The 26,591-nt window shown below is 41.8% G+C and carries 23 protein-coding genes and 2 tRNA genes; 12 read left to right on the forward strand and 13 right to left on the reverse strand.

What is annotated here, in order from left to right; genetic code table 11:
• Positions 1–260: 260 nt before the first annotated feature.
• Entirely contained in the window at positions 261–1,370 is a 1,110-nt protein-coding gene (gene ydiK, locus PXH59_RS04545; protein WP_047770161.1) for an AI-2E family transporter YdiK, read from the reverse strand.
• A 208-nt stretch (positions 1,371–1,578) separates the two neighbouring features.
• Here ydiK and ydiJ point away from each other — a divergent pair, with 208 nt between their 5' ends.
• The 3 genes from ydiJ (at position 1,579) to PXH59_RS04560 (ending at position 6,281) form a co-directional block, all read left to right on the forward strand.
• The gene (gene ydiJ / locus PXH59_RS04550) at positions 1,579–4,650 is read left to right on the forward strand and encodes a D-2-hydroxyglutarate dehydrogenase YdiJ (protein ID WP_285810534.1); all 3,072 of its coding nucleotides are present in this window, start codon (positions 1,579–1,581) and stop codon (positions 4,648–4,650) included.
• The gene (locus tag PXH59_RS04555) at positions 4,647–5,060 is read left to right on the forward strand and encodes a hotdog fold thioesterase (protein WP_047770165.1); all 414 of its coding nucleotides are present in this window, start codon (positions 4,647–4,649) and stop codon (positions 5,058–5,060) included. The genes ydiJ and PXH59_RS04555 overlap by 4 nt, the downstream gene beginning before the upstream one ends.
• A 162-nt stretch (positions 5,061–5,222) precedes the next feature.
• Positions 5,223–6,281, forward strand: coding sequence for a L,D-transpeptidase family protein (locus PXH59_RS04560; RefSeq protein ID WP_285810535.1), 1,059 nt, complete (start codon positions 5,223–5,225; stop codon positions 6,279–6,281).
• Between the two features lie 91 nt (positions 6,282–6,372).
• On the opposite strand, the gene PXH59_RS04565 is transcribed toward PXH59_RS04560, so the two are convergent.
• The 5 genes from PXH59_RS04565 to PXH59_RS04585 form a co-directional block, all read right to left on the reverse strand.
• Complete coding sequence (locus PXH59_RS04565) at positions 6,373–6,609, reverse strand: major outer membrane lipoprotein (RefSeq protein WP_047770169.1); 237 nt, start codon at positions 6,607–6,609, stop codon at positions 6,373–6,375.
• Positions 6,610–7,125: 516 nt separating this feature from the next.
• Positions 7,126–8,535: a pyruvate kinase PykF gene (gene pykF / locus PXH59_RS04570; RefSeq protein ID WP_047770171.1), complete on the reverse strand. Its 1,410-nt coding sequence runs from the start codon at positions 8,533–8,535 to the stop codon at positions 7,126–7,128.
• A gap of 517 nt (positions 8,536–9,052) precedes the next feature.
• A tRNA-Val gene (locus PXH59_RS04575) sits at positions 9,053–9,129 on the reverse strand.
• 34 nt (positions 9,130–9,163) lie between these two features.
• A tRNA-Val gene (locus PXH59_RS04580) sits at positions 9,164–9,240 on the reverse strand.
• Positions 9,241–9,401: 161 nt separating this feature from the next.
• The gene (locus PXH59_RS04585) at positions 9,402–10,775 is read right to left on the reverse strand and encodes an MATE family efflux transporter (RefSeq protein ID WP_047770173.1); all 1,374 of its coding nucleotides are present in this window, start codon (positions 10,773–10,775) and stop codon (positions 9,402–9,404) included.
• Between the two features lie 324 nt (positions 10,776–11,099).
• On the opposite strand from PXH59_RS04585, the gene PXH59_RS04590 reads away from it, so the two are divergent.
• A complete protein-coding gene (locus tag PXH59_RS04590) occupies positions 11,100–11,744 on the forward strand; it encodes a riboflavin synthase (protein ID WP_047770175.1) in 645 nt (214 codons plus the stop codon).
• Positions 11,745–11,824: 80 nt separating this feature from the next.
• On the opposite strand, the gene cfa is transcribed toward PXH59_RS04590, so the two are convergent.
• A complete protein-coding gene (gene cfa, locus PXH59_RS04595) occupies positions 11,825–12,976 on the reverse strand; it encodes a cyclopropane fatty acyl phospholipid synthase (protein WP_047770177.1) in 1,152 nt (383 codons plus the stop codon).
• Between the two features lie 312 nt (positions 12,977–13,288).
• Positions 13,289–14,476: a purine nucleoside transporter PunC gene (punC, locus tag PXH59_RS04600; protein WP_285811631.1), complete on the reverse strand. Its 1,188-nt coding sequence runs from the start codon at positions 14,474–14,476 to the stop codon at positions 13,289–13,291.
• 123 nt (positions 14,477–14,599) lie between these two features.
• On the opposite strand from punC, the gene punR reads away from it, so the two are divergent.
• Entirely contained in the window at positions 14,600–15,508 is a 909-nt protein-coding gene (gene punR / locus PXH59_RS04605; protein WP_285810536.1) for a DNA-binding transcriptional activator PunR, read from the forward strand.
• A gap of 3 nt (positions 15,509–15,511) precedes the next feature.
• Here the strand turns inward: punR and purR are convergent, their stop codons facing one another.
• Both purR and sodB read right to left on the reverse strand, forming a co-directional pair.
• Positions 15,512–16,537 carry an HTH-type transcriptional repressor PurR gene (gene purR, locus PXH59_RS04610; protein WP_285810537.1) on the reverse strand — a complete coding sequence of 342 codons (1,026 nt, stop codon included), beginning with the start codon at positions 16,535–16,537 and terminating at the stop codon, positions 15,512–15,514.
• 501 nt (positions 16,538–17,038) lie between these two features.
• Positions 17,039–17,617 carry a superoxide dismutase [Fe] gene (sodB, locus tag PXH59_RS04615; RefSeq protein WP_285810539.1) on the reverse strand — a complete coding sequence of 193 codons (579 nt, stop codon included), beginning with the start codon at positions 17,615–17,617 and terminating at the stop codon, positions 17,039–17,041.
• 361 nt (positions 17,618–17,978) lie between these two features.
• On the opposite strand from sodB, the gene PXH59_RS04620 reads away from it, so the two are divergent.
• Positions 17,979–18,359 (forward strand): Grx4 family monothiol glutaredoxin, encoded by a 381-nt coding sequence (locus tag PXH59_RS04620; RefSeq protein WP_434223342.1) that lies wholly within the window; start codon positions 17,979–17,981, stop codon positions 18,357–18,359.
• Between the two features lie 71 nt (positions 18,360–18,430).
• Here the strand turns inward: PXH59_RS04620 and rnt are convergent, their stop codons facing one another.
• Positions 18,431–19,090, reverse strand: a complete 660-nt coding sequence (gene rnt / locus PXH59_RS04625) for a ribonuclease T (protein WP_285810541.1) — start codon at positions 19,088–19,090, stop codon at positions 18,431–18,433.
• A 178-nt stretch (positions 19,091–19,268) separates the two neighbouring features.
• Positions 19,269–19,676, reverse strand: a complete 408-nt coding sequence (gene gloA, locus PXH59_RS04630) for a lactoylglutathione lyase (RefSeq protein ID WP_285810543.1) — start codon at positions 19,674–19,676, stop codon at positions 19,269–19,271.
• Positions 19,677–19,917: 241 nt separating this feature from the next.
• On the opposite strand from gloA, the gene PXH59_RS04635 reads away from it, so the two are divergent.
• Together PXH59_RS04635 and slyA are read left to right on the forward strand one after the other, a co-directional pair.
• Entirely contained in the window at positions 19,918–20,157 is a 240-nt protein-coding gene (locus tag PXH59_RS04635; protein WP_072059779.1) for a DUF1289 domain-containing protein, read from the forward strand.
• A 677-nt stretch (positions 20,158–20,834) separates the two neighbouring features.
• Positions 20,835–21,248, forward strand: a complete 414-nt coding sequence (slyA, locus tag PXH59_RS04640; protein WP_285810545.1) for a transcriptional regulator SlyA — start codon at positions 20,835–20,837, stop codon at positions 21,246–21,248.
• A 108-nt stretch (positions 21,249–21,356) separates the two neighbouring features.
• On the opposite strand, the gene PXH59_RS04645 is transcribed toward slyA, so the two are convergent.
• Entirely contained in the window at positions 21,357–21,830 is a 474-nt protein-coding gene (locus PXH59_RS04645) for an outer membrane lipoprotein (protein WP_285810546.1), read from the reverse strand.
• Positions 21,831–22,125: 295 nt separating this feature from the next.
• On the opposite strand from PXH59_RS04645, the gene anmK reads away from it, so the two are divergent.
• The 4 genes from anmK to pdxY all read left to right on the forward strand — a co-directional run bounded on the left by anmK (position 22,126) and on the right by pdxY (position 26,579).
• Entirely contained in the window at positions 22,126–23,235 is a 1,110-nt protein-coding gene (gene anmK, locus PXH59_RS04650; RefSeq protein ID WP_285810547.1) for an anhydro-N-acetylmuramic acid kinase, read from the forward strand.
• 103 nt (positions 23,236–23,338) lie between these two features.
• Positions 23,339–23,992: a pyridoxamine 5'-phosphate oxidase gene (pdxH, locus tag PXH59_RS04655; protein WP_285810548.1), complete on the forward strand. Its 654-nt coding sequence runs from the start codon at positions 23,339–23,341 to the stop codon at positions 23,990–23,992.
• Positions 23,993–24,217: 225 nt separating this feature from the next.
• Positions 24,218–25,489, forward strand: a complete 1,272-nt coding sequence (tyrS, locus tag PXH59_RS04660) for a tyrosine--tRNA ligase (protein ID WP_285810549.1) — start codon at positions 24,218–24,220, stop codon at positions 25,487–25,489.
• Positions 25,490–25,700: 211 nt separating this feature from the next.
• Positions 25,701–26,579, forward strand: a complete 879-nt coding sequence (pdxY, locus tag PXH59_RS04665) for a pyridoxal kinase PdxY (protein ID WP_285810550.1) — start codon at positions 25,701–25,703, stop codon at positions 26,577–26,579.
• The last annotated feature ends 12 nt before the right edge of the window (positions 26,580–26,591 follow it).

Raw genomic sequence — 26,591 nt, forward strand, 5'->3', positions numbered from 1 at the left:
TTATAAGCTGAGACGGCAATACTCTGGGAAACATGTGTTTCGATGAACTGAATACTAATTTAATAGGTGAGTTTATTCATTAAGAATCCTCTTAATAAATAGAGATTAGGAAAAAACTTTATGAAAATAACTTTTTTTGCAACAATTTTCTTGGTGGGTTTTATTTTTACGAAAAATAATTTTATATTTTAGGGGGGTGATGATATATCCATCAATTTTATAATCGCGCGAAAAGATAGTATTTTCGCGCGATTATTTAATTATTTGACGTGCTTTTTCCCGAAATGTTTTTCCATATCTGTCATATTTCCTTCGGGTTTAGGAACTTCATTCATCCATGCCAATAGTAAACTGTAAGAAACAGCCAATACAACAGGCCCAATAAATAGCCCAATGACACCCAATGACAGGATCCCGCCGATGACACCAGTGAGAATTAATACCATAGGTAAGTCAGCACCAAGACGGATCAGGAAAGGGCGCAGGACACCATCCATGGTGGTTAATACCAGGCTCCAGATAATTAAAATTGTTCCCCAGGTTGTTTCTCCCGTCCAATAAAGCCATGCGATAGATGGAACGAGAACAAGCAGAGGCCCTAACTGGGCAACACAGCATACAAACATGAGTACTGTCAATATCATTGGATACGGAATGCCGACAATTGCCAACCCAATTCCGCCCGCGATGGCTTGAACCAATGCCGTTACCACCACGCCAAGAGCGACGGCGCGGATCGATCGGGCAGCCAGCAACACTACGGCATCACCTCGTTTATCTGCTAACCGGATAGCAAAATGGCGGATACTCAGCATCACCTGATCACCCTTCCAGTAAAGTAATACACTGAACATGACCATCAGTACCAGATGGAAAAGAAAGCGTCCTGCATTAGCGGCTTGGGTAAAAAACCATGTTGCTGCTTTACCGATATAAGGGGGAATTTTGTTGAGAAGCATGTTACTGCCATCAGCAATCAAATCCTGCCATTTAAGATATAAATCTTTGCCAATGACAGGGACTCGATTGAGCCATTCCAGTTGTGGAAGTTGGAACGAGGAAGGCGATTTTGCCCACTCAATCAATGGCGCACTGTTTTCTACCAAACTGCTGACAAGTAACGCAATAGGGATAACAAATAACAAAACCAACAGTAACGTCATGATAGAAACTGCAATCCAGCGTTTTCCCCATAACCGTTGTTGTAACTTCTCCAAGAATGGCCAGGTTGCGATAACCACCATTCCTGACCAAATAAATCCTAAAATAAAGGGACTTAAGACCCAAAAGCTGGTGGTAATGAGCAATAAAATGAAGAATAGAGCGAATAACAACTTAGGTAAATCTTGGTGTGATTGTGATTTTTCCATGAAATCATTTCTCAGGTAATTAAATAGTGTTGGCAGTAACAACGATAATTAAATATAACGTTATTTCATTGGTTGCTCAAAATCGATAAATATTGTGATATGGTTGAAAACCTGCTCAGAAACCAGAAAATTGTCTGAGTGACGTTATCCAAGATAGTATATAGATAAAGCAATGTGGATATTTATTAGAATAAGGGGCAATTAGCCAATGATCCCACGTATATCACAAGCCCCCCATGTCAGTGAACTGGCTCAAAACTATTTGATTACACTGAAAGAAGCGGGTTTTACCGGAGACACTGCCAGTAGCTATGCCGACAGGCTGACCATGGCGACAGATAATAGTATTTATCAACTGTTACCACAAGCTGTTGTATTTCCTCGTTCCAGTGCCGATGTTGTTTTGCTGACAAGAATAGCAGAAGAGGCGCGTTTTAAGACTCTGACTTTTACCCCCCGCGGCGGCGGAACGGGCACGAATGGGCAATCACTTAACCGTGGTATTGTGGTGGATATGTCCCGTTATATGAACCGCATTCTGGAAATCAACCCAGAGCAGGGATGGGTAAGGGTAGAAGCCGGTGTTATCAAAGATCAGCTTAATCAATATCTAAAACCTTTCGGTTATTTTTTCTCTCCAGAACTTTCAACCAGTAACCGTGCTACGTTGGGCGGCATGATCAATACGGATGCTTCCGGTCAGGGATCGTTGGTTTATGGCAAAACCTCGGATCATGTCTTGGGTATACGTGCGGTTTTATTGGGAGGGGAAATGTTAGATACCCGTCCTGTGAGCACAGCATTAGCGGAATCGATTGCTCAGGAAGAGAGTATAGCGGGTCGTATTTATAAAACGGTATTGGAACGTTGCCGTGAACAACGGAAACTAATCATTGAGAAGTTCCCTGAACTCAATCGATTTCTGACGGGATACGATTTACGTCATGTATTCAGCGACGATATGCAGTCTTTTGATCTCACCCGTATTTTGACGGGTTCTGAAGGTACTCTGGCCTTCATTACCGAGGCGACACTGGATATCACGCCGTTACCTAAAGTCCGGCGACTGGTGAATGTCAAATATAACGCCTTTGATTCTGCCCTACGTAATGCTCCCTTTATGGTCGAAGCCAAAGCACTCTCGGTTGAAACGGTAGACTCTAAGGTACTGAACCTGGCGCGCGAAGATATCATCTGGCATTCAGTGAAAGAATTGATTACTGACGTGCCTGATAAAGATATGCAAGGCCTGAATATTGTCGAATTCAGTGGTAATGATGAACAGAAAATTGATCAGCAGTTGCAGGAGCTTTGCTTACGCCTTGATGAATTGATGGAAAAAAATCAGGCGGGCATTATTGGCTATCAGATATGCCATGATTTGATGGATATTGAGCGCATTTATGCCATGCGGAAAAAATCCGTCGGATTGTTAGGCAACAGTAAAGGTTCTGCTAAACCCATTCCCTTTGTCGAAGATACCTGTGTTCCTCCTCAACATCTTGCCGATTATATCTCTGAGTTTCGCCAGCTTTTGGATAATCACAAACTGAATTACGGTATGTTTGGGCATGTAGATGCAGGTGTTTTGCACGTGCGTCCTGCGTTGGATATGTGTGATCCTCAGCAGGAAATCTTGATGAAACAGATTTCTGATGAAGTTGTTCATTTGACGGCCAAATATGGCGGTTTGTTATGGGGAGAACATGGAAAGGGTTTTCGGGCAGAATATAGCCCTGCCTTTTTTGGTGAGGCTTTGTATAACGAACTGCGCCGCATAAAGACGGTGTTTGATCCACTCAATCGACTCAATCCGGGGAAAATCTGTCCACCCATTGGCGTCGATGATCCTATGATGAAAGTTGATGCAGCCAAGCGCGGGACTTACGACCGTACCATTCCTGTTAATGTAAGGAGAGCATTTCGCGGCGCGATGGAATGTAATGGTAATGGATTATGCTTCAATTTCGATGTCAGAAGCCCGATGTGCCCGTCAATGAAAATCAGTCAGCATCGCATACATTCTCCCAAAGGCAGGGCGACCTTGGTGAGAGAGTGGTTGCGGCTTTTGACAGAACAAGGGGTTGAACCCAAATTGCTGGAGCAGGGGCTGGAGCAAGTGCGCCCCAGTTTGCGGGGACTGATAGAAAAGACGCGCCATAGTTGGCAAGCGTGGCGTGGTGAGTATGATTTTTCGCATGAGGTCAAAGAGGCAATGTCAGGTTGTTTAGCCTGTAAAGCTTGTTCAACCCAATGTCCGATCAAGATTGATGTTCCTTCGTTCCGTTCCCGCTTTTTAGCGCTTTATCACAGCCGTTACTTGCGCCCATTGCGTGATCATATTGTTGCTAATGTTGAATCCAGCACGCCAATGATGGCAAAAGCGCCGCGAGTATTTAATTTTTTCCTGAAACAACCGTGGGTACAAAAAATCAGCCAGTACACCATTGGCATGGCCGATCTGCCGTTACTCTCCTACCCGACATTGCAACAGCAACTGGCGGGTCATTATGCAGCAAGGACAACGCTGGAACAGCTGGAAAGCTTGTCATCATTACAGCGTGACCAATATGTGCTGATTGTCCAGGATCCTTTTACAAGTTATTACGATGCTAAAGTGGTCACCGATTTTGTATTGCTGGCAGAAAAGTTGGGGTATAAGCCTGTTTTACTGCCATTTTCACCCAATGGAAAAGCACAGCACGTTAAAGGATTCTTGCATCGATTTGCCAAAACCGCAGGAAAAACGGCTGACTTTCTTAATCGAATAGCGCGCCTGAATATTCCTATGGTAGGTGTCGATCCTGCTTTAGTTCTGTGTTATCGGGATGAATATAACGCGATTCTGGGTGAACGGAGGGGAGATTTTAACGTTCAGTTGGTACATGAATGGTTAATCAGTATTTTGCCGGAAAAAATGTCACAAGCGAAAAACGAGGGTTCAATGTTCAGAGACGACTGGTATCTGCTTGGGCACTGTACCGAAGTGACAGCATTGCCTAATAGCGGCAAACAATGGGCTGATATCTTCTGCCATTTTGGTCATCAATTGAATCATGTCAATGTTGGGTGTTGTGGTATGGCTGGTACATATGGCCATGAAAAGAAAAATCTGGAGAGATCCATTGGCATCTACAATCTTTCATGGGCACCAGCACTGAGAAATCTATCCTTAGAACATTGTCTGAGTACCGGGTATTCGTGTCGCAGTCAGGTGAAGCGTATAGAAGGAAAACTGCTTAAACATCCATTACAAGCCCTATTGGAGATAATGTCGTGATTTGGAAACGTAATATAGATGTAAATACACTTAATCAATTTAATGGTGAGTGTATGGTAAGACATGTAGGGATCGAATTTACCCAGCTTGGTGATGATTTTATCGAAGGAACAATGCCCGTCGATCAACGCACTAAACAACCCTTCGGGATCTTGCATGGCGGGGCATCGGTGGTATTAGCTGAAACACTCGGCTCGATTGCCGGTTATCTCTGCTCGGAAGGCGAACAGAAAGTGGTGGGCGTAGAGATTAATGCTAACCACCTTAAATCTGTTCATGAAGGCATGGTTAAAGGGATTTGTAAACCTGTCCATCTTGGCCGTTCACATCAGGTCTGGCAGATTGATATCTATAATGATCAGCAACAATTATGCTGCACGTCTCGCCTGACAACGGCAGTTTTATCTTAATTATCCTACCTGTTATGTTTTTGTTCCTGTCAGTATTTGGCTGGCGGGAACAGTCGGACGATATCAATCCCGCTTTGATTACTACGAATAAGATAGAATAGTTTTGCAAAGTAGGCTATTAATTAACCATAAACATGCAAGCATCATTTTCAGGAAGCCCGTATGAAGCGATTTTTAACTGTTATCGGCATGTTCTTGATTGGCATGTTGTCGTTAAGTGGATTGACTCATATCGCCCATGCTATCGAGTACCCATTGCCTCCTGCTAATAGCCGTCTGATTGGCGAAAACTCTGCCTATATTGTGCCCGATGACGGACGTCCGTTAGAATTCATTGCGGCCAAATACCAAATAGGATTATTGGCGATGTTGGAAGCAAATCCTGGCGTTGATCCCTATTTACCTAAACCTGGCACTGAGTTAATTATTCCATCACAGATGCTGCTGCCAGACACTCCCCGCCGGGGAATTATTATCAATCTGGCCGAACTCAGACTCTATTATTTCCCCGAAGGGAAAAATTATGTCGTTGTGTACCCTATTGGAATAGGTCAACTTGGGCGTAACACGCCGACTATGACAACGTCAGTCAGCCAGTTGATCAAAAACCCGACATGGACACCAACCGTTAATATTCGCAAGGATTATGCTAGTCGGGGAATTATTTTGCCTGCCGTAATACCTGCAGGTTCAGATAATCCAATGGGCGATTTTGCCTTACGTTTGGCCGCCGGGCGTGGTGAATATCTGATCCACGGTACAAATGCGAATTTTGGCATTGGTATGCGTGTCAGTTCAGGATGTATTCGTTTGCGACCTGATGATATTGAAGCGTTGTTTCAGACTGTTCCACGAGGAACACGTGTTCAAGTCATGAATGAACCAGTGAAATATGCCATAGAGCCAGATGGTAAGCGCTATGTGGAAGTTCATCAGCCACTTTCTAATAAAGAGACTGATGATCCGCAAACAATGCCAGTTCCGCGTTCTGAAGGTTTAGTGGAGTTCGTTAATCATCGTGAAACAGATGAATTCCTTGTTGATCAGGCTATTATTCGTCGTGCAGGAGTGCCAGTGCAGGTAAATATAGAGCTGACTACAAATAGCCAGGCAGAAAAGGCGATTTTAAGGTCAATTGAAGATGTGGCCGGTCCCGAAATTAAACCAGCTAAAATACCGCCGTTAAACCAACCAAGGCCAATTTATCAACCTGAAACCTGAGAAATTGGGAAATATAGGGCGGCAGGCCAAAATAGAAATGGCGTACAGTGGTACGCCATTTGTTATCAACAATTTCTACCTACTATAAAGATTATTTCTTGTATGAACGAACTTGGTTATCAAGGCGCTGATTCGCACGAGCAGCTTCGTCTCTGGCTGATTGTACATCAGAACGAATAGAACTGAGATCACTGCTCAACTGGTCAACTTTAGAACCGAGAGTTTGAACCTGAGAGGCGAGTTGTTCAACTTTAGTTGCGCTTGAGCAACCCGCTAACAGAGTAGAAGCCAGAATTACTGCACCAAATACAACTTTAGTACGATTCATCACATTACCCTCTAGATTAAGTTAATCCCCAAGTAGCCATCTAAGTATTGCACAAACTATTTTAGAAAGAGAATAAATTTTTGCTACGAAAAAAAATTCCGCACAAACAATAGAGTGACTTATCTGTTTAATTATTTTAATAATAAAAGGATAATTGAATCAATATTGTTAAATTAACATGAATTATTGTTATATAGAAGATCAGCAGCTTTAAACATATACTCGATAAACTTCAAGCTGCAATCCGCAAGACGACGCGAGGCCTTATATTTCCCCGCTGCGTGGAAAAATATAACACGCACCTTGAAGTTGGATTGGTATAATTGAGTGAAGATAGTAAAATATTCTTGTATTGAGCAACAATTTGAAAGAAGAATATTAATTTTTAACGCTCACTATGATGATGGAGCACCATAGAAATATAAGAAGCCCAATTTGCATAATACAAATATAGGCTTCTTTATGATCCCAGTACTGCCCAAATTTAGACAGCACAGTTAGTTAGCTTATTTAATCTTATAGCACGTGAACAGAGGAAGTGTTTGTGGTGCCACTGGGTACTAATGCACCGGATACCATGACAACGATATCCCCTTTGTGTGCCATACCACTTGCCAATGCAGCTTCTTTACCAATACGATAAAAATCATCGGTAGAGGCGATTTCTTTGACAATCTGAGTGGAAACACCTTTGACCAACAGCAATTGGCGGGCAGTGATTTCATTCGTTGTCAATGCAAGGATTGAGGCATTAGGGAAATACTTGCGGATAGATTTTGCAGACTTACCGCCATAAGTTGCTACCACAATCAGTGGAGATTCCAATTTTTCTGCAATTTCAACCGCGCCACGGCACACTGCTTCGGTAACGCGCAGCTTCTGAGTCCTGGTATGTTCAATTTTGCTGCCCATAACGCGATCTGTACGTTCACAGATTGTTGCCATGATGGAAACGGCTTCAACAGGATATTTTCCTTTCGCACTTTCACCAGAAAGCATTACCGCATCTGTACCGTCTAAGATAGCGTTGGCAACATCGCCGGCTTCGGCGCGGGTAGGGCGTGGGTTTTTGATCATTGAATCCAGCATCTGAGTGGCAGTGATAACAACCTTACGAGCTGCATTACATTTTTCGATCATCATTTTTTGCGCGAAGATAACTTCTTCTACCGGGATTTCAACACCCAGATCGCCACGGGCAACCATGATACCGTCAGACGCTTCGAGAATTTCATCGAAGTTATTCAGGCCTTCCTGGTTTTCGATTTTAGAAATGATTTGGATGTGTTCGCCGCCATGAGCTTTCAGGTGCTCACGGATTTCCAGTACATCGGAACGTTTACGGATAAAAGATGCTGCAACGAAATCCACGCCTTGCTCACAACCGAAGATCAAATCCTGTTTATCTTTTTCTGCCAGTGCAGGCAGGTTGATAGAAACATTTGGCAGGTTAACGCCTTTGTTTTCCCCCAAGTCACCGTTGTTCAATACGTCGCAGACGACCTCAGTTGCGGTAGTTTCTTTAACTGTCATGGCGATCAAACCATCATCAACCAATAGGGTGTTGCCTGGTTTCAGATCTTCTGGCAAACCGGCATAAGTCACAGCGACACGCTCTCGATTGCCAATAACAGATTTATCTGTTGTAAAGGTGAAAGTTTGGCCTGCGGTCAGGGAGACGTCATTGCCATCTTCCAGCTTCATGGTGCGGATTTCAGGACCCTTAGTATCCAGTAGGATTGCGGCTTTTTTGCCAGTTTTTGCTACGACCGCGCGAATGTTTTTAATGCGCTGACCATGCTCTTCGTAGTCACCGTGAGAAAAGTTCAGGCGCATCACATTCATACCAGCATTAAGCAGTTCGGTCAATTTCTCTTCGGATTCTGTTTTTGGCCCGATAGTACAAACAATTTTGGTTTTTTTCATGACAATCTATCTACTGATTTAATGGATTAAAAGAGTGAATCGTTAGCCATTAACACTTATGCCCGCATCATCTGATGTTCTGAGTTGCGCAACATAGTGAAAAATAGCTAGCAATAGAAAATGAATAGTAGTAAGCGTCAAATAGTTTTTCAGCGTGAAGTTCGGTATGTGCAGATATACGGATTGAGTGCGACTAATCATCTGTAATTTTTTCTGGATTCGGTAAATTAATTAGCTGAAACCATTCAACTTATGACGTAAGCGTATTATAGAGACTAATTTCTGTGAAATGAATCAAAAAATAGTGCTTGAAAGGATTTCCATACAGAAAAGAGGAGATAGACATGGTTCATGATTAAAGAAATCAAGTTGTTGCGCAAATAAAACGGAATTGAGTTTTTAGTACACAGGTAGACTGGATAACAATCTAGTCTCATCAGTATAAAAGGGTATTGGAATGAAGAAAATCGGAAAAAGGTAGCAGGTATAAGCAAGGTGAGAAGCGATGAATTAGATATGGTGCGTCCGAGTGGACTCGAACCACCGACCCCCACCATGTCAAGGTGGTGCTCTAACCAACTGAGCTACGGACGCACATCAAGATTCTATTTTCTGCCAACCGAATATTTGGTGCGTCCGAGTGGACTCGAACCACCGACCCCCACCATGTCAAGGTGGTGCTCTAACCAACTGAGCTACGGACGCAATCTAAATTTCTGTGGCTGACAACGGGGACGAATATTAACGGGCACTGAGCCTTCTGGCAAGGGGAAAAATGCAAATTCTTGTTCAACTGCTCGCATTTACGTCTTTTAGCATGAATTCGCAGCTTTTTCCCCTCGCATTGATTAACCTAATATATTGAATTAACGAGTAGAACGTTTCAAAACATCATGGGCTGGCTGTTTTTGTGTCCATAAAATGCGGTAACCCATCATGAATGCTGATGCGGTTAAACCGATAATAAACCCAATCCAGAAACCCTGTGGTCCCATCGGCTCAGTGACATAATCAGTCAATGCCAGAATATAACCACTAGGCAGCCCTAAGAGCCAATAAGCAATAAAAGTGATAAAGAAAATAGACCGTGTATCTTTATACCCGCGCAGTACTCCTGATCCAATGACCTGTACCGCATCAGAAAGTTGGTAAATAGCAGCAAACAACATCAAGTGGGAGGCAAGAAGAACGACCTCAGGATTATCGTTGTACATAAAAGCAATGTGTTTGCTAAACAGTACCGTGAAGGTCGCTGTCATACAGGCAATAATTAAGCCAACAATAATACTCGTATACGCGGATATCTTAGCGCCTTCTGTTGATTTTTGGCCCAGGTTGTAGCCAACGCGAATAGTGGCAGCTATCCCCAATGACAGCGGGAACATAAACATCATGGAGCTGAAGTTGAGTGATATCTGGTGCCCTGCAACAGCCACAACGCCGAGCGGAGAAACCAACAACGAGACGACAGCAAACAGAGTAACCTCAAAGAACATCGCTAAAGCGATAGGCAGGCCAAGCAGTGCAATACGTTTTTGCGTATGCCATTCAGGACCCACAAATTTGTTGAATGTTGGGATATCTTTTTGGGAGGGCGAGTGCTTCACATAGGCAAGCAGCAACAGGAACATAACCCAGTAAACGGTTGCCGTTGCAACACCACAACCGACACCTCCCAGTGCAGGTGCACCAAATTTACCGTAAATAAAAATATAGTTAACGGGAATATTGACCAGTAGTCCGGAAAGACCTATGACCATTGCGGGTTTGGTTTTCGATAATCCTTCACATTGACCCCGCAAAACTTGATAAAACAAATAACCTGGCGCTCCCCACATGATAGCATGGATAAACTCCGTGGCTTTTTGTGCCAATACAGGATCGACGTTATGTTGTGCTTCTATAATAAATCGGCTGTTATACAGTATTGCGATGGTCAAGATAGAGAGGAAGGTAGCAAGCCAAAACCCTTGCTGGATTTGACCTGCAATATTTTTTCTCTGGCCAGAGCCATTCATGTGTGCCACGATTGGCGTCAAGGCGAGCAATAAACCTTGGCCAAACAGAATGGTTGGCAGCCAAATTGATGTGCCAACCGCCACCGCTGACATTTCAACAGCACCAGCTTTACCAGCCATGACGGTATCGACGAAACCCATCGCAGTTTGTGAAAACTGTGCGATGACGACAGGGATCCCTAAAGCGAGCAAACTACGCGCTTCATTTAAATATTTCTGCACGTACTACACCTTTTTTGATTGAAAATTAACGAGAAAAACAAGAAATATTTTTGCGAGCAAACGATGTTAATAGAAAATATATCGCTTATAAGCGGCCATATTGTATAGGACTCATTTTATTAATCCAATCATTGCACGATGTTTATACTCAACATGATTGAAGCAACACTCAACAGAAACTAAAATCAACCAAAATAATGTATTAAATAAAATGGTATTTAAACAGGGTGATTTTTAAACGAAATGATGTTTAAACACCATGCTGTTTAAAAGAGGTGGGTGGGTTAAACTAATCCGCCAGATGAAATTATTAAAGAGGTTTCCATGTTTACAGGTATTGTTCAGGGAAAAGCACCGATAGTTGCTATTGATGAAAAAATGCATTTTCGAACCCATGTTGTTAAATTTCCGGCTGAATTATTACCCGGAATTGAAACGGGAGCTTCTGTTTCCCACAACGGTTGTTGTCTGACTGTAACTAATATCGACGGTGATTTAATCAGTTTTGATTTAATGAAAGAAACATTGCGTCTGACCAACCTTGGCGAACTCAGGGTAGGTGATTTAGTTAATCTGGAAAGGGCAGCTAAATTTGGTGATGAAATTGGTGGGCACTTGATGTCCGGTCATATTATTACAACAGCAGAAATTGCCAAAATCTTCACTTCTGAAAATAACCATGAAATATGGTTTCGAATTCACGATAGGCAGTTAATGAAGTATATCCTGCATAAAGGATTTGTTGGTATTGACGGCATTAGCCTAACGATTGGAGATGTAGTCAATAATCGCTTTTGTGTTCATTTAATTCCAGAAACATTGGAACGTACAACTTTGGGCAAAAAACGTCTCGGTGAAAAGGTTAATATTGAAATTGATCCACAAACCCAAGCGATTGTAGATACCGTTGAACGGGTTATGGCTCAGAAAGAACAAGAAAAATTATTGTTACAGATTGAAGAACAATAAAATAATCTTTCTAGATTCGATAAAACACGAAAGCTACAGAAATATCATTTCTGTAGCTTTAGGAATTACATTATGGGGAGTTATCTAGGTACTCTTAATCCTTTTTCGATGCCTCGAGAGCTGAATACTATCTGCCATAACTGTATATCTCTTGCACGAAATGCACCTGCACAGGCGTTCAGGTAATAACTGAACATCCGTTTGAAGCGTGGGCTATAGTTATGCTCTATTTCATGCCAACTGGCGATAAATCGCTCATGCCATGCCATCAATGTCCGATCATAATCAGCCCCAAAATTGTGCCAATCTTCCATGATAAACTTTCCGGTAGTTGCTTTGGCAATTTTGGCAATTGACGGTAAGCAGCCGTTGGGGAAAATATATTTGCTGACCCATGCATCGGAACCTAATTTATCAATATTGGAACCGATGGTATGGAGAAGGAACAGACCATCAGGTGTTAAGTTCTTTTTCACTATATTGAAATAATTGTCATAATTTTTAGGGCCTACGTGCTCAAACATGCCGACAGATACAACGCGATCAAATTGAAGGTTAAGGTTTCGGTAATCTTCAAGGATAATTTTTACATTTAGATCCTTGCAGTGTTCCTGTGCATATTTCTGTTGCTCGGCTGAAATCGTTACCCCTGTGACAGATACACCGTAGTTTTTTGCCGCATAGGCGGCCAAACCTCCCCATCCACAACCGATATCCAATAAAGTCATACCTGGAGACAGTTGTAGTTTTTCGCAAATCAGGCGCAGCTTATGGGATTGTGCTTCTTCCAGTGTGTTGGCATCTTTCCAATAACCGCAAGAATATTGCATGTGAGGATCAAGCATCCGAGTAAATAGGTCATTGCCTAAATTATAATGTTCCTCACCTACAATCCAGGCACGTTTGGGAGATTGTAAATTAAATATACGAGAGATAATTATCTTGAAGATATCCTTGACATTTTTAGGGATACGATGTTCTAAACCTGCCCGTAATACTTTGTAAAAGAAAATATCAAGGCGATCACATTCCCACCAGCCATCCATATAACTCTCACCCAGACCCAAGGAGCCTTCTTTCAATACGCGCTTATAGAAGTCAGGATTTTTAATACGTATGTCGAAAGGGCGCTTGCCATTGATATCAATATCAGTTTCCTGAAGCAATTCATGGGCGATCCTATGCCAAGGATCAGTGATTATTTTTTTACCTTCAACGAAAGACGAACTCATATACTCTCCAACATTTGTGTGATGGAATTTTGAGGTGTCACTTTGTAACTGTTTTTTATTATATAAAACCTAGAAGGTTTGTTTGAAAATAATATAGAAATTGCATTGAAAAGCACATATTGCCTATTCATCCTGAAATTAAATAGAGCGTCAATGCTCTGAAAGACCTCAAATTCCGAGTTTCTAGCATAATGAATCTGTATGAGTATATGAGTGAAATGGTATTTAAACAATCATCTAAAGGTTACATAATGGTGTAACCTTTAGATAATAATGTTATTAACTATTATGTTTTTTGGGAAATTATTGTATTTATGCTTGGTGACTCTTTTCAACACCTTGTTTTTGCAGCCAATAACCGATAGTCATGGGAACAACCGTAAGCGCCATGATTGTCGTCGTCGATAAAAGAGGGTATTCCATAAATAGAGAAACGATCATACTGGCAACAAAACAGAGGCCCAATTGCAGGGCATTTTGTAATGCAGCCGCTTTACCACTATTCTGTGGATAAACAGACAGAGCATTTGCTACTGCAATTGGATAGGATGCACCATTCATTGCTGCCATCACACAAAAAGGAATAAGAATGGCTATAAATGAAGGTTCACTTAATATGGAAATCAAACAAATAATGATCATGCTTACAGCATAGCCCACCAACAGAAATGGGAATACTGTTTCACTTTTTACTTTTTCCAGTAAGATACGGCAACCATACCCGCCAATCATAAATGCCAGAGTTTGGGGAATATAACTTAAGCCAATATCGGTAGGATCATAACCCATATCTTTCAAAATTGTTGGTGAACCCGTTAACCAGGCAAAAAAACCTGCACTGCAAGATGCATAGATCAGTACATTTCCGTTAAAAACTGGGGAAGTTAATAACGTAAAGAAAGAAACTGCCTTTTTATTGGCGTGGGTTTCGATATTGGTGCGTTTGTTGGTCAGAAAAAATGTTGGTATTAACAGCAATATCGTTACGATCATTAAAACAAGGAAAATGATCCTCCAACCATTATGCGTCAATAACCATGCGCCCAACAAAGGCGCAAGAGCCGGGGAAAGAGCAACCAAAGGCATGATCATGGCAAAAACACGTTTGGTACGTTCTACATCATATCTGTCGACGACTAAAGCCTGCCAGGTCACCGCAGCAGAACAAACACCAACCGCTTGCATAAATCTCAATACCAGTAACTGGATCGGGTCTGTAATCCAAAGCATACCTAAACAACTAATGGAAAACAGGGATAGGCCGATAATAAGAACAGGTTTTCTGCCTAAACGGTCAGACAATTGACCCCATAAAAGCTGGGCAAAAGCAAATCCGGCAAGAAAAATGCTAAGGCTCGCACTGATGGCATTAGTGGATGTACCTAATTCTGCTTTCATTGTGTCAAAAGCGGGTAGATACATATCAATGGCCAAATAGCCTAACATGCTTAAGCCTGCGAGATAAGACATAAATGGAATGGCGTTTTTATTTGTTGTCATTGTGTTAATAATTAGGTTTTGTAGTGGATAAGGAAATAGTTGGCTTATTTTATATAGCATGATTTTTACTTGTGAAACGGTAATATTTGCACCATGCCGTGAAAAAAATTGAAAGGAAGATATATGTGGTCTGAATACTCTCTGGAAGTCGTTGATGCTGTTGCCAGAACAGGAAGTTTCAGCGCAGCTGCATCAGAACTTCATCGTGTGCCTTCTGCTATCAGCTATACGGTAAAACAGCTTGAAGAATGGCTGGCAATACCTCTGTTTGAACGTCGTCACCGTGACGTTGATTTAACGGAAGCGGGGGCAATTTTTGTCAAAGAAGCGCGTTCTGTTATCAAAAAAATGAATCACACTCGGCACCAGTGCCAACAGGTTGCCAACGGTTGGCGGGGGCAATTTAGTATTGCGGTTGATCAGGTCGTAAAACCAGAGCGAACGCGTCGGCTAATTTTGGATTTTTATCGCCATTTTCCAGATATTGAGTTATTTGTCTATCCTGAAGTTTTCAATGGCGTATGGGATGCTTTGGTGGATGAACGAGTGGATGTCGCCATCGGAGCGACACGTGCTTCCCCCGTGGGCGAGCGGTATAGCTTCAGGGATATGGGGTTTATGCCTTGGCTGTGTGTAGCCAGCCCTGAACATGAACTGGCAGTAATATCGGGAAAATTGAATGATGAACAAATGCGGCCTTATCCCAGTTTATGTCTTGAAGATACTGCCCGCAGCTTACCTAAACGTGATACATGGGCTTTGGATAATCAACGGAGACTGATTGTTCCCGATTGGGATGTTGGATTAAGTTGCTTAATGGATGGATTGTGTGTAGGCATGGTGCCCAAACACCGTGCTCTACCGCTGATCCGTAAAGGCAAGCTGATGACACTTGAACTTGAGCAACCATTGCCTGACAGTCCATGCTGCTTGACATGGTCGCAAAAAAGCCATTCACCGGCATTAAGCTGGTTACTAGATTATCTGGGGGATAGCGAAACGCTTAATGCCGAATGGCTGCAAGAAAATTAATGGTCAGCGGCGATAATCGATAAAAGGTCCATCTGCAACAGAGCGCCGTTCAACAAGGCGTGGGTGGACTTCGATAGTTTGTGCATCTTCACGTTTATTGACGATCCTGTCCAGTAACATTGAAAAGGCCATTTGCCCTAAACGCTCTTTGGGTTGATGGATGGTTGTTAATGCTGGCGTAAAATAGCGAGCATTGCGAATATTATCATAACCGATGATTGAAATGTCTTGTGGAACGCGCAATCCCAGCTCATCGGCTGCACAAATCGCTCCCATAGCCATGACATCTCCACCACAAAAAACAGCAGTTGGACGATGTTTTTGATTCAGGATTTTATACATGGCTTGATAACCGGACTCCGGCTCAAAATCACCTTGTACAAACCATTCATCCCGAATAGCGATATTGGCTTCTTTTAGTGCTTTGAGGAAACCTTGGTGGCGGCCCCCACCGGTATTTCTTGCCAACGGTCCCGGAATAGATGCAATATCACGATGACCACGTTCAATGAGATAACGGCCAGCTAGGTAACCACCATGAAAGGCATTATCAATAATTGCATCGGTAAAATCACCTCTGGATTCTCCCCAATCCATGACCACCATAGGAATATTACGATAGCCTTCCAACATACTCAAAAGTTGCTCAGGGTATTCTGAACACATTACCAGCAAACCATCTACCCGTTTTTGCGCCAGCATAGCGAGATAAGCTTTCTGTTTATCAAGGTTGTTATGAGAATTACATAAAATCAGTGTATAACCTTTGCTATAGCAGCTATTTTCAACCGATTCTATGATCTCAGCAAAGTATGGTGCTTCACTTGATGTTGCCAGCAATCCAATGGATTTGGTGTGGTTTACTTTCAAGCTGCGGGCAACGGCACTGGGAGAATAGTTCAATTCTTTAATAGCGGCCCAAACTGCGGCCTTGGTATCTTCGGCGACGAAACGGGTTTTATTGATAACATGGGATACGGTTGTGGTCGAAACACCAGCGCGTTTAGCCACATCTTTAATCGTTGCCATGAAAAAAGGACTCCTGACCTTCTGGTCTAATTTATATACCCTTTATCTTTCTTGTCGGGTATAGCTATTTGTTAATCGTTTGCCAATATATTTATATACAGGGTGATGGTTGACAATAATTTAGCGGTAAACCTTGAATTTTGTCTGATCTAGCTCAAAAGTGAAAGCAATAATCGATGCTATAAAGAGTATGGATTAAATATCGCGGTATGGTTTTTCGATATATGGGAAATAACTGCTTAAAATTTAGGATGTTGAGGTGTCTTAATTTTCACATTGAGGATGTTCTATGGATACAGATCTGAAGCTGGGATTGTTGGCTGCCTGTAGTGCATTAATCATGATTGTTTTTCTGGCAAGCCTCTGTCTGATCTGATCAAGATCTAAACGAAGAATGTGTAGTCCCACTTACTTTAAGGGCGGGTTCTCCAGCATGCGGAATTCCGCGAATAAAGGAAAACCCGCCCTTATTATTTCAGGTTAGTATGAGAATGAATCTTATTAAGCCAGGTTTTCCTCAACAAATTTCCAGTTGATCAGAGCCCAGAAGTGCTCCAAATATTGGGGGCGTGCATTGCGGTAATCGATGTAATATGCGTGCTCCCAAACATCAACAGTCAGTACTGGTTTATCTTCGCCAGTCAGTGGGGTTGCTGCATTAGACGTGTTAACAATAGCCAGAGTGCCATCAACTTTCTTGACTAACCAAGTCCAGCCTGAACCAAAGTTTTTCAGGGCTGAGTCGGTGAACTGCTGTTTGAATTCAGCAAAAGAACCGAAGGCATTGTTGATAGCATCTGCAACTTTTCCAGTGGGTTCGCCACCACCATTTGGTGACAGGCTATGCCAGTAGAAAGTATGGTTCCAAACTTGTGCTGCGTTATTGAAAATGCCAGCTTCAGAGGTTTTGATAATTTCTTCCAGCGATTTTCCGGCAAATTCAGTCTCTTTAATCAGATTATTCAGGTTTACAACATAAGCGTTGTGATGTTTGCCGTAGTGATATTCCAGAGTTTCTGCAGAAATGTGTGGTTCCAGGGCATCTTTGGCATAAGGTAATGCTGGTAATTCAAAAGACATTGCATGCTCCTTTTTAATATCGGGTTTTTGGCTCCGCAAACCATGGCTTAGACACTAACCATGGGCAGGGCAAATTTAAGCTTATTATCGTGTTACTATTTTGATAATTATCTTAACAACTTTTCTGCTAAATAACAGGGAAAAAGATGTTATTAAGCTGCGAACTGGTGCAGAACTGAACTTAACATGGATTAGATACAGTCAGTTGGAATGACAATAACTGATGATCAATTGCTGCAAATCATGGCAAAAATTTGCCATATAAAGTTCACGGTAGAAAAATTAGCGCAGAAAGTGGTATTCTGAATCAATCTTTATCTTATGCTGATAAATAGCGCTTGCAGTTTTTAAGGAAGCAAATATGACGAACATGAATACGAATACTAACACGGTTACTGATACAACGGCTGATTCGGTCATTGAAAAAATCGAACGTCAGATCAGAGAAAACCCAATTCTGCTGTACATGAAAGGCTCCCCGAAACTACCAAGCTGTGGCTTTTCTGCTCAGGCAGTTCAAGCTATATCAGCTTGTGGTGAACGTTTTGCATATGTGGATATTCTGCAAAACCCGGATATCCGTGCTCAATTGCCTAAATATGCAAATTGGCCGACTTTTCCTCAGCTTTGGGTTGATGGTGAGTTGGTGGGAGGTTGTGACATCCTTGTTGAAATGTATCAACGTGGTGAACTACAAACACTGATCAAAGAAACAGCTGATAAATATCGTGAGCAGGAATAAGGTCAGTTATTCATCTGAATGATGGTGACTGTTCATAACCCCATACTGTAATCGGTATGGGGCTTGCTTTTTTAGGATCCGCCGTTGGCTGTATCAGCAGATGGTAGCGGCCAACCACCTAGCCGTTTCCAGCGATTAACCAGTTCACAAAAAAGCAGGGCAGTTCGATCAGTATCATAAAGAGCGCTATGGGCCTGATTGCTGTCAAACGGAATTTCCGCTGTGATACAAGCTTTGGCAAGAATTGTCTGACCAAGAACCAGGCCACTGAGTGCAGCGGTATCAAAAGTAGCGAACGGATGGAATGGATTGCGTTTCAAACCCGCACGTTCAGCCGCAGCCATGACAAAACTGTGATCAAAATTGGCATTATGGGCGACCATAACTGCACGGTTACAATTCGTGTCTTTCATGCCTTTGCGGATCATTTTAAAAATTGCGTGCAAGGCAGTGTATTCACTGACAGCTCCTCGCAAGGGGTTTGTAGGATCAATGCCAGTGAAAGCGAGAGCGGCAGGATCAAGATTAGCCCCTTCAAAAGGCTCGATATGAAAATGCAGTGTATTGGTAGGTGTTAGCCAACCCTCTTCATCCATTTTTAAAGTAATTGCAGCAATTTCAAGTAAAGCGTCTGTACGCGCATTAAAACCAGCGGTTTCGACATCAATGACAACGGGATAGTAGCCACGAAAGCGCCCACTTAGCATATTTTGATCATTTTGATTAGGCATCTGATTTTCAGTTCTTAGCTTCAGGATTCTATTTTTAACTCTGGAATAGTGGGTATTATGACAAAATTTGGTATGTCTTGCAGAAGTAATGCTTATTCGGTGGGGAATTAAAGGGCAAGATGCCCTTATTGAGGTATTTAAATAATGTCTAACTATAACTCGATAGTTATTGATAGGGTTAGTTGCCTAATGCATGACTGGCACTTGAATTTCCGATGAGTTCAATCTTATAGCCATCAGGATCTTCAACGAATGCAATGACGGTTGTTCCACCTTTAACTGGCCCTGCTTCGCGAACTACTTTCCCTCCAGCAAGTTTGATGCGTTCACAGGTTGCCGCAACATCATCAACACCTAAGGCGATATGTCCAAATGCGGTTCCCATTTCGTAGTTTTCAATATCCCAGTTATAAGTTAGCTCAATAACTGCGCCTTGACTTTCATCGGTGTAACCAACAAACGCGAGAGAATACTTATACTCTGGATTTTCGCTGGTACGAAGTAAACGCATACCCATGACCTGAGTATAGAAATCAATTGAGCGCTGCATGTTGCCAACACGGATCATAGTGTGGAGTAAACGCATGATTACCTCTTGATCTTTATAGTTTTATTGCGAAATATAGCTTTATTACAAAAACTGTGCGCACATATCTGCATATGTCTGGTTAATATAACGTGTATAGATCAAAAAATTCAAATTATCCGGTTTACTTAGCTTTAAGTTGTTACCATTTTATTTTGAAATGACGGGGAGGAAGTTTATACTGGTCAATAAATGGCCTTATTATGGGGATGATTGACAAACCTGGATATAGGGGAATGAGATGGCTAAACAATTAGAATTTTTTGCTATTCCAAACCCTTGTCGGGGAGTTTGTGAATCTGATCCCCGTGGTTTTTGCCGGGGATGTTATCGTAGTAGGGAAGAGCGATTTATATGGATGAAAGCATCGGATAGTGAAAAAAGAGAAATATTGCGGTTATGTCATCAGAGAAAGCTAAGAGGTCTGAGAAAGAAGGAAGAGGAAAGAAATATTATTCCAAGACAACCGGATTTATTTTAAATCCACTCTGAATTGGCTAAAAAATCTCATTTATATGAATTATAGTTTAGGATGAGCGCAAAAATAAAAAGTATTACTAGCCATAAATGAGATATTATTTATATTACATTTTTTTTATTTGACATAAGTCATTTAAAAATATCACTTCTGTGGTCTATCTTAATCATTTCAGTAAAAATTTCTTATTAAAGAATTATTTGTTGAACAAAAAATAGGCTTTTTTGTTATCTTGTTGTTTTTTATGTTATTTATTTTGATATTATCAATCTCTGTAAGAGAAAAATGATATTAATGTAAAAATATATAGATTAGTATTTGGATGGCGGTTATTCTTATAGAACTTTAACCGAGTGAAAATGTATATATTTGGGGGGATTGTATTTTTTTGTTGAGATTTAAACTTACACTAGTTTAGTTGAAGGATTATTTTATGCAGTTTATATCGTTGGTGGATTAATGCGCGATTTTATTCGGTGCGCCGTACAATGTCGCTCTTTAGAGCGAAGAAGATATCAACTTTAAGTAACAAGCCAACGCGATACTAATTAGGTAATTAGCGAAATTGCTGACTCTGCTAATGTAAGCATGATATAGAGTGCGTATCCATTATTCATATGAATAAACTGATTGGATAATTCATTGATGTTATATGAGTCTCTAATTATAAGGAGGGGTAATTGGAATTGACATTGGGATCAGATCTGGCACGTTTAGTCCGTATCTGGCGCGCTTTAATTGATCATCGTTTGAAACCGTTGAAATTAACTCAGACGCATTGGGTGACTCTATACAATATTAGTCAACTACCACCAGAGCAATCCCAGATACAGCTTGCAAAAGCTATTGGTATTGAGCAACCCTCTTTGGTGAGAACGCTTGATCAATTAGAAGAAAAGAAATTGATTACACGCCACACATGTGCCAATGATCGACGTGCAAAAAGAATCAAATTAACCAAAGAATCGGAAAACTTTATTAAAGAAGTGGATAGTGTTATTGGTTCGACAAGAAAAGAAATTTTGGAGGGAATTACTCATGATGAGTTAATTCTGCTTGCTTCTGTAATAAAGAAAATTGAAAAAAAATATTAACCAATTGCACAAACAGGTAATATAAAAGTTAATCTATAATAATAAAATCGCGGCCCAGATCTTGTTACTGGTAAACCGCGATTTTTTATCTTGCGTTATTTGAACATTTTAGAGTGGTGATACAGTCAAAGAATCTCCGCTGTTTGCGATCCTGACACGTTGCCCTCTGCTGAATACGGTATTGTCTGACTTTTGTACTACGATGGCGCTTTTTCCGCTGTCCATACGAATTTCTAGTTCAATACCTTTCGTTTGGTCTAAAGCACCTTCGATTCTTTGACCAGCCAGACCGCCCGCAATAGCCCCCGCAGCGGTGGCAAGCCTTTGACCAGAACCATCACCAACTGTATTACCCAGCAGTCCTCCCAAAACAGCACCACCAATGAGGCCTAGCATATTAGGATCACCAGCTTGCTTACCTTTAATTGTGATGGGACGTACAGATAGAATGGTGCCATAAGTCACAGTCTGAGCTTGTTTGGCTTGACCAATAGAGTAAGTATCACTAGAAAGTGCTCCCATGTCTGCACAGCCAGACAACGTGGTTACTACAACTGCGCCAACCAGGAAACGTTTTAACATAATCACTCCTAATTTTAATGCCCGATAGTGAAGCTTGAGAATAAACTTATCACCAGTTGTTCGGCTACTAATAATGCATATTTACATGTAATAAATGTTCACGATGAACTCTGAAAGGAATACTTCCTGACCAAAAGTTTAGCATGTTTTGTGAAGAGCTTTCCAAAACTCAGATTTTATCTCTGACAATGATCATTAAACATATATATTCCGAATCGATGTGTTTTATAGTTTACGCAAGATTAAATGTAATCCACATGTTAAATGTTATCCATTATTTAATAGAGGAGTATTTATGAAGTCAGGACGTTATATTGGTGTGATGTCTGGCACCAGCATGGATGGGGTTGATGTTATTTTGGCGGAGATTAGTGATAAAATTGTTACTCAACAAGTGAGTTATAGCCATCCTTTTCCGCAGGAGCTTAAGCAAAAATTGCTATCTATTTGTCAAGGGCAGCAAACGACATTATCAATGGTCGGAAAATTTGACTATGAGCTTGGCACTCTCTTTGCAAAAGCTGTTCAAGGATTACTGAATAAAGCAGGGCTGACTGCACATGATATTATAGCAATCGGATGTCATGGGCAGACGGTATGGCATGAGCCGGATGGTGAAAAACCTTTTACCATGCAAATTGGTGACAATAACCGTGTAGCAGCACTTACCAATATTACAACGGTCGGTGATTTCCGACGGCGTGACATGGCTTATGGTGGGCAGGGAGCTCCTTTAGTCCCCGCATTTCATATGGCTGTATTGGGCCATCCGACAGAAAGGCGTATCATTTTAAACATTGGTGGAATAGCCAATATTTCAGCTCTTCTGCCTAACTTAGCCGTTAAAGGATATGATACCGGACCCGGCAATATGTTGATGGATGCTTGGACATGGCAGCATAAGCAGTTGCCTTATGACAAAGATGCGCAGTGGGCCAGTGAAGGTACTGTTAATGAATCTTTGCTCCAGAAAATGCTTTCTGATCCCTATTTCGTACGAACGGCACCAAAAAGTACTGGGCGTGAATATTTTAATATGGCATGGTTGGAAAAACAGTTGGCTGATTTCCCTGAAGTTGCCCCAGTGGATGTGCAAGCCACATTAGCTGAACTCACGGCTGTAAGCATTGCCCAGCAAGTGATGCTGAGTGGTGGATGTGATCGTCTTTTGGTCTGTGGCGGCGGGGCGCGTAATCCATTCGTGATGAGTCGGTTATCGGCTTTATTGCCTGGAGTTGAAGTGACTACGACAGACAAATATGGTTTGAGTGGTGACGACATGGAAGCTCTGGCATTTGCCTGGCTGGCATTCCGAACAATGTCTGGGTTGTCTGGTAATTTACCGTCAGTCACAGGTGCGGATAGAGAAACGATTTTAGGGGCAATTTATCCGGTTGTCAGATAATGGATTGGATAATGGTCAGTGAACAGATGATCATTATTAGAAGACAGTTAGCTAACAGATAGCAATGATATGCTAATACGCATTAATAAATCGAGAGTTAGAAATGTCAGAAAATAATGAAGCAGATATTGCAGAATTGCGCCGTGAATATATACGTGGTGGATTAAGGCGAAAAGATCTTACTGAAGAACCGATTGAACTTTTTGAACGTTGGCTAAAGCAGGCTTGTGACGCTAATCTCAGCGATCCGACGGCAATGTGTATTGCTACAGTCGATGAGCATGGGCAACCATATCAACGCATTGTTCTATTAAAACATTTTGATGCTAATAACCTGATATTCTACACCAATCTTGGCAGTCGTAAGGCAAAACATCTGGCCCAGAATAACCGGATCAGTCTCCACTTTCCTTGGTATCAATTGGAACGACAGGTCAGTTTTCTCGGCAGAGCAGAGCGCTTGTCTCCGGTTGAGGTTGTAAAGTATTTTCACAGCCGTCCGAAGGATAGCCAAATTGCAGCCTGGGCTTCTCAGCAATCCTCAAAGATTTCAGCCAGAAGCATTTTGGAAGGGAAGTTTTTGGAGTTGAAACAGAAATTCCAGAATGGTGAAGTTCCTCTTCCGAGTTTTTGGGGCGGATTCAAGGTCAAATTTGACTCCGTTGAATTTTGGCAGGGCGGAACCCATCGTCTTCATGATCGTTTCCTGTATCAACGTGATGGTGATAAATGGAATGTTGACCGTTTAGCTCCTTAAGTTGCAAATTACAGCCAACCAGGCAGTGATTTGTAAAGTAAGGGGAATAATTACTGTTTTTAATACTGGCACTTATATAACTGGCGTTTTATGCTATAGCACTTGATTTATCACGAGATGCTTATATACCCAATAGGCTTCAAGTTGCAGCGTAGCTAACAAAGCGGCAGCGTGAAAGAAGAGTATAGAAATATAAGCAAAATATACAAACTGATGGAGTCATTAATGTCTAGCAATAACCTGATTAAACAACTGCAAGAGCGGGGCCTTGTTGCCCAGGTAACGGATGAAGAGGCGTTAGCTGAGAGACTGACGCAAGATCCGGTTTCTCTCTATTGTGGCTTTGATCCTACCGCTGACAGCTTGCATTTGGGCCATCTGGTTCCCTTGCTGTGTTTAAAACGATTCCAACTTGCTGGGCACAAACCGATTGCATTGGTTGGTGGGGCGACAGGTTTGATTGGTGATCCAAGCTTTAAAGCAACTGAACGCAAATTGAATACAGGGGAAACGGTCAAAGAGTGGGTTGAGAAAATTCGTAACCAGGTTTCTCCGTTCCTGAGTTTCAATGGTGAAAATGGTGCAGAGTTAGCCAATAACTACGATTGGTTTGGTCAAATGGATGTGCTGACCTTCCTGCGTGATATCGGTAAACATTTTTCTGTAAACCAGATGATCAACAAAGAAGCAGTAAAGCAACGCCTTAACCGTGATGATGTTGGTATTTCGTACACTGAGTTTTCCTATAACCTGTTGCAGTCATATGACTTTGCAAATTTGAATAGAGAATATGGTGTTGAATTACAGATTGGTGGATCAGACCAATGGGGCAACATTACTTCAGGTATCGATTTGACGCGTCGCTTAAACCAGAAACAAGTGTTTGGTATGACTGTTCCACTTATCACCAAATCAGACGGAACTAAATTTGGTAAGACAGAGGGTGGAGCAGTTTGGTTGGATCCGAAAAAAACGAGTCCGTACAAATTTTACCAGTTCTGGATTAACACAGCAGATGCGGATGTTTACCGTTTCCTGAAACTCTTTACTTTCATGAGCATTGAGGAAATTAATGCGCTGGAAGAAGAAGATAAGAACAGCGGTAAAGCTCCGCGTGCTCAATATGTACTGGCAGAACAAGTTACTGGTCTGGTGCATGGCGAAGAAGGGCTTGCAGCAGCGAAACGTATCACTGAGAGTTTATTCTCAGGGGCGATTGCTGATTTGACCGAAGAAGATTTCGCTCAATTGGCACAAGATGGAATGCCGACAATAGAATTTGAAAAAGGTGGGGATCTGCAACAAGCACTGGTTACCGCCGAATTTGTTCCTTCCCGTGGGCAGGCTCGTACCATGATCAGCTCTAATGCGGTTTCCATCAACGGTGAAAAACAATCTGAACCGATGTATGTATTTACGGATAGTGACTGTTTATTTGGGCGTTATAGCTTATTACGCCGTGGTAAGAAACATTATTGCCTTATCAATTGGAAATAATTAACTAATATTATTATTAAGGGCAACGATAATGTTGCCCTTAATGTATCTGATGTCTTTATAAATATTATCTATACTCGATAAACTTCAAGTTGCAATCCGCAAAACGATGCTAGGCCTTATATTTCCCCGCGTAACGGGGAAATATAACACGCATCTTGAAGTTGGATTGGTATATTCATAAATTAAAAATAATAAACCAGGTATTATCATGAATAATGTTCTCTCAATTCAGTCTCATGTTGTCTTTGGTCATGCCGGAAACAGTGCGGCTGTTTTTCCGATGCGGCGTATGGGGGTGAACGTATGGGCATTAAATACGGTTCAATTTTCAAACCATACCCAATATCCTCAATGGCGTGGTTGTGTCATGCCGCCGGAACATTTGACTGAAATCGTGCAGGGAATAGGTGAAATAAATAAACTCGCATCCTGTAATGCAGTCCTGAGTGGTTATATTGGTTCTGCGGAGCAGGGAAATGATATCCTTGATATCGTGAAGCAGGTTAAAGCAGACAACCCTGAGGCATGGTATTTCTGTGACCCGGTCATGGGGCATCCAGAAAAAGGATGCATAGTTGCTCCAGGCGTTGCTGAATTTTTATGTGATAAAGCCTTACCTGCCAGTGATGTTATTGCACCTAATTTGTTGGAACTTGAAACATTGGCTATGCGGAAAATTGGTAGCGTAGAACAAGCTATATTGGCTGCGCGTGAGTTATGTGACAAAGGTCCCAAGATTGTATTGGTTAAGCATTTGAGTCGAGCAGGTTATCAGGCCGATTGTTTTGAAATGCTTTTGGTAACTAAAGAACATAGTTGGCACGTTAGCCGTCCATTAATTGATACAGGGGCACGTCAACCCGTTGGTGTTGGTGATTTAACGAGTGGTTTGTTTCTTGCCAATCTATTGAAAAACCCTTCTTTGACGAATGGAGCAGTACAAGCTGCTTTAGAACATGTTGCAGCTGCGGTCTACGAAGTGATGCTGGAAACGCAAAAGAGTGGGGAATATGAATTACAGATTGTTGCCGCACAAGATAGAATAGTGACTCCAGAACATCAATTTCATGCTGTCAGAATAGATTAATAATAAAAAACA

Source organism: Xenorhabdus bakwenae, from assembly GCF_030272115.1.
Lineage (GTDB): Bacteria > Pseudomonadota > Gammaproteobacteria > Enterobacterales > Enterobacteriaceae > Xenorhabdus > Xenorhabdus bakwenae.

Bases quoted from the DNA above. Each gene is read 5' to 3' on its own strand.
- PXH59_RS04620 (WP_434223342.1), top strand. From the start codon at position 17,979: ATGACGAACATGAATACGAATACTAACACGGTTACTGATACAACGGCT.
- cfa (WP_047770177.1), bottom strand. From the start codon at position 12,976: ATGAGTTCGTCTTTCGTTGAAGGTAAAAAAATAATCACTGATCCTTGG.
- PXH59_RS04645 (WP_285810546.1), bottom strand. From the start codon at position 21,830: ATGTTAAAACGTTTCCTGGTTGGCGCAGTTGTAGTAACCACGTTGTCT.
- rnt (WP_285810541.1), bottom strand. From the start codon at position 19,090: ATGCCTAATCAAAATGATCAAAATATGCTAAGTGGGCGCTTTCGTGGC.
- punR (WP_285810536.1), top strand. From the start codon at position 14,600: ATGTGGTCTGAATACTCTCTGGAAGTCGTTGATGCTGTTGCCAGAACA.
- PXH59_RS04635 (WP_072059779.1), top strand. From the start codon at position 19,918: ATGGCTAAACAATTAGAATTTTTTGCTATTCCAAACCCTTGTCGGGGA.
- purR (WP_285810537.1), bottom strand. From the start codon at position 16,537: ATGGCAACGATTAAAGATGTGGCTAAACGCGCTGGTGTTTCGACCACA.
- PXH59_RS04590 (WP_047770175.1), top strand. From the start codon at position 11,100: ATGTTTACAGGTATTGTTCAGGGAAAAGCACCGATAGTTGCTATTGAT.
- anmK (WP_285810547.1), top strand. From the start codon at position 22,126: ATGAAGTCAGGACGTTATATTGGTGTGATGTCTGGCACCAGCATGGAT.
- pdxH (WP_285810548.1), top strand. From the start codon at position 23,339: ATGTCAGAAAATAATGAAGCAGATATTGCAGAATTGCGCCGTGAATAT.
- sodB (WP_285810539.1), bottom strand. From the start codon at position 17,617: ATGTCTTTTGAATTACCAGCATTACCTTATGCCAAAGATGCCCTGGAA.
- PXH59_RS04560 (WP_285810535.1), top strand. From the start codon at position 5,223: ATGAAGCGATTTTTAACTGTTATCGGCATGTTCTTGATTGGCATGTTG.
- punC (WP_285811631.1), bottom strand. From the start codon at position 14,476: ATGACAACAAATAAAAACGCCATTCCATTTATGTCTTATCTCGCAGGC.
- tyrS (WP_285810549.1), top strand. From the start codon at position 24,218: ATGTCTAGCAATAACCTGATTAAACAACTGCAAGAGCGGGGCCTTGTT.
- ydiK (WP_047770161.1), bottom strand. From the start codon at position 1,370: ATGGAAAAATCACAATCACACCAAGATTTACCTAAGTTGTTATTCGCT.
- gloA (WP_285810543.1), bottom strand. From the start codon at position 19,676: ATGCGTTTACTCCACACTATGATCCGTGTTGGCAACATGCAGCGCTCA.
- pykF (WP_047770171.1), bottom strand. From the start codon at position 8,535: ATGAAAAAAACCAAAATTGTTTGTACTATCGGGCCAAAAACAGAATCC.
- pdxY (WP_285810550.1), top strand. From the start codon at position 25,701: ATGAATAATGTTCTCTCAATTCAGTCTCATGTTGTCTTTGGTCATGCC.
- PXH59_RS04565 (WP_047770169.1), bottom strand. From the start codon at position 6,609: ATGAATCGTACTAAAGTTGTATTTGGTGCAGTAATTCTGGCTTCTACT.
- ydiJ (WP_285810534.1), top strand. From the start codon at position 1,579: ATGATCCCACGTATATCACAAGCCCCCCATGTCAGTGAACTGGCTCAA.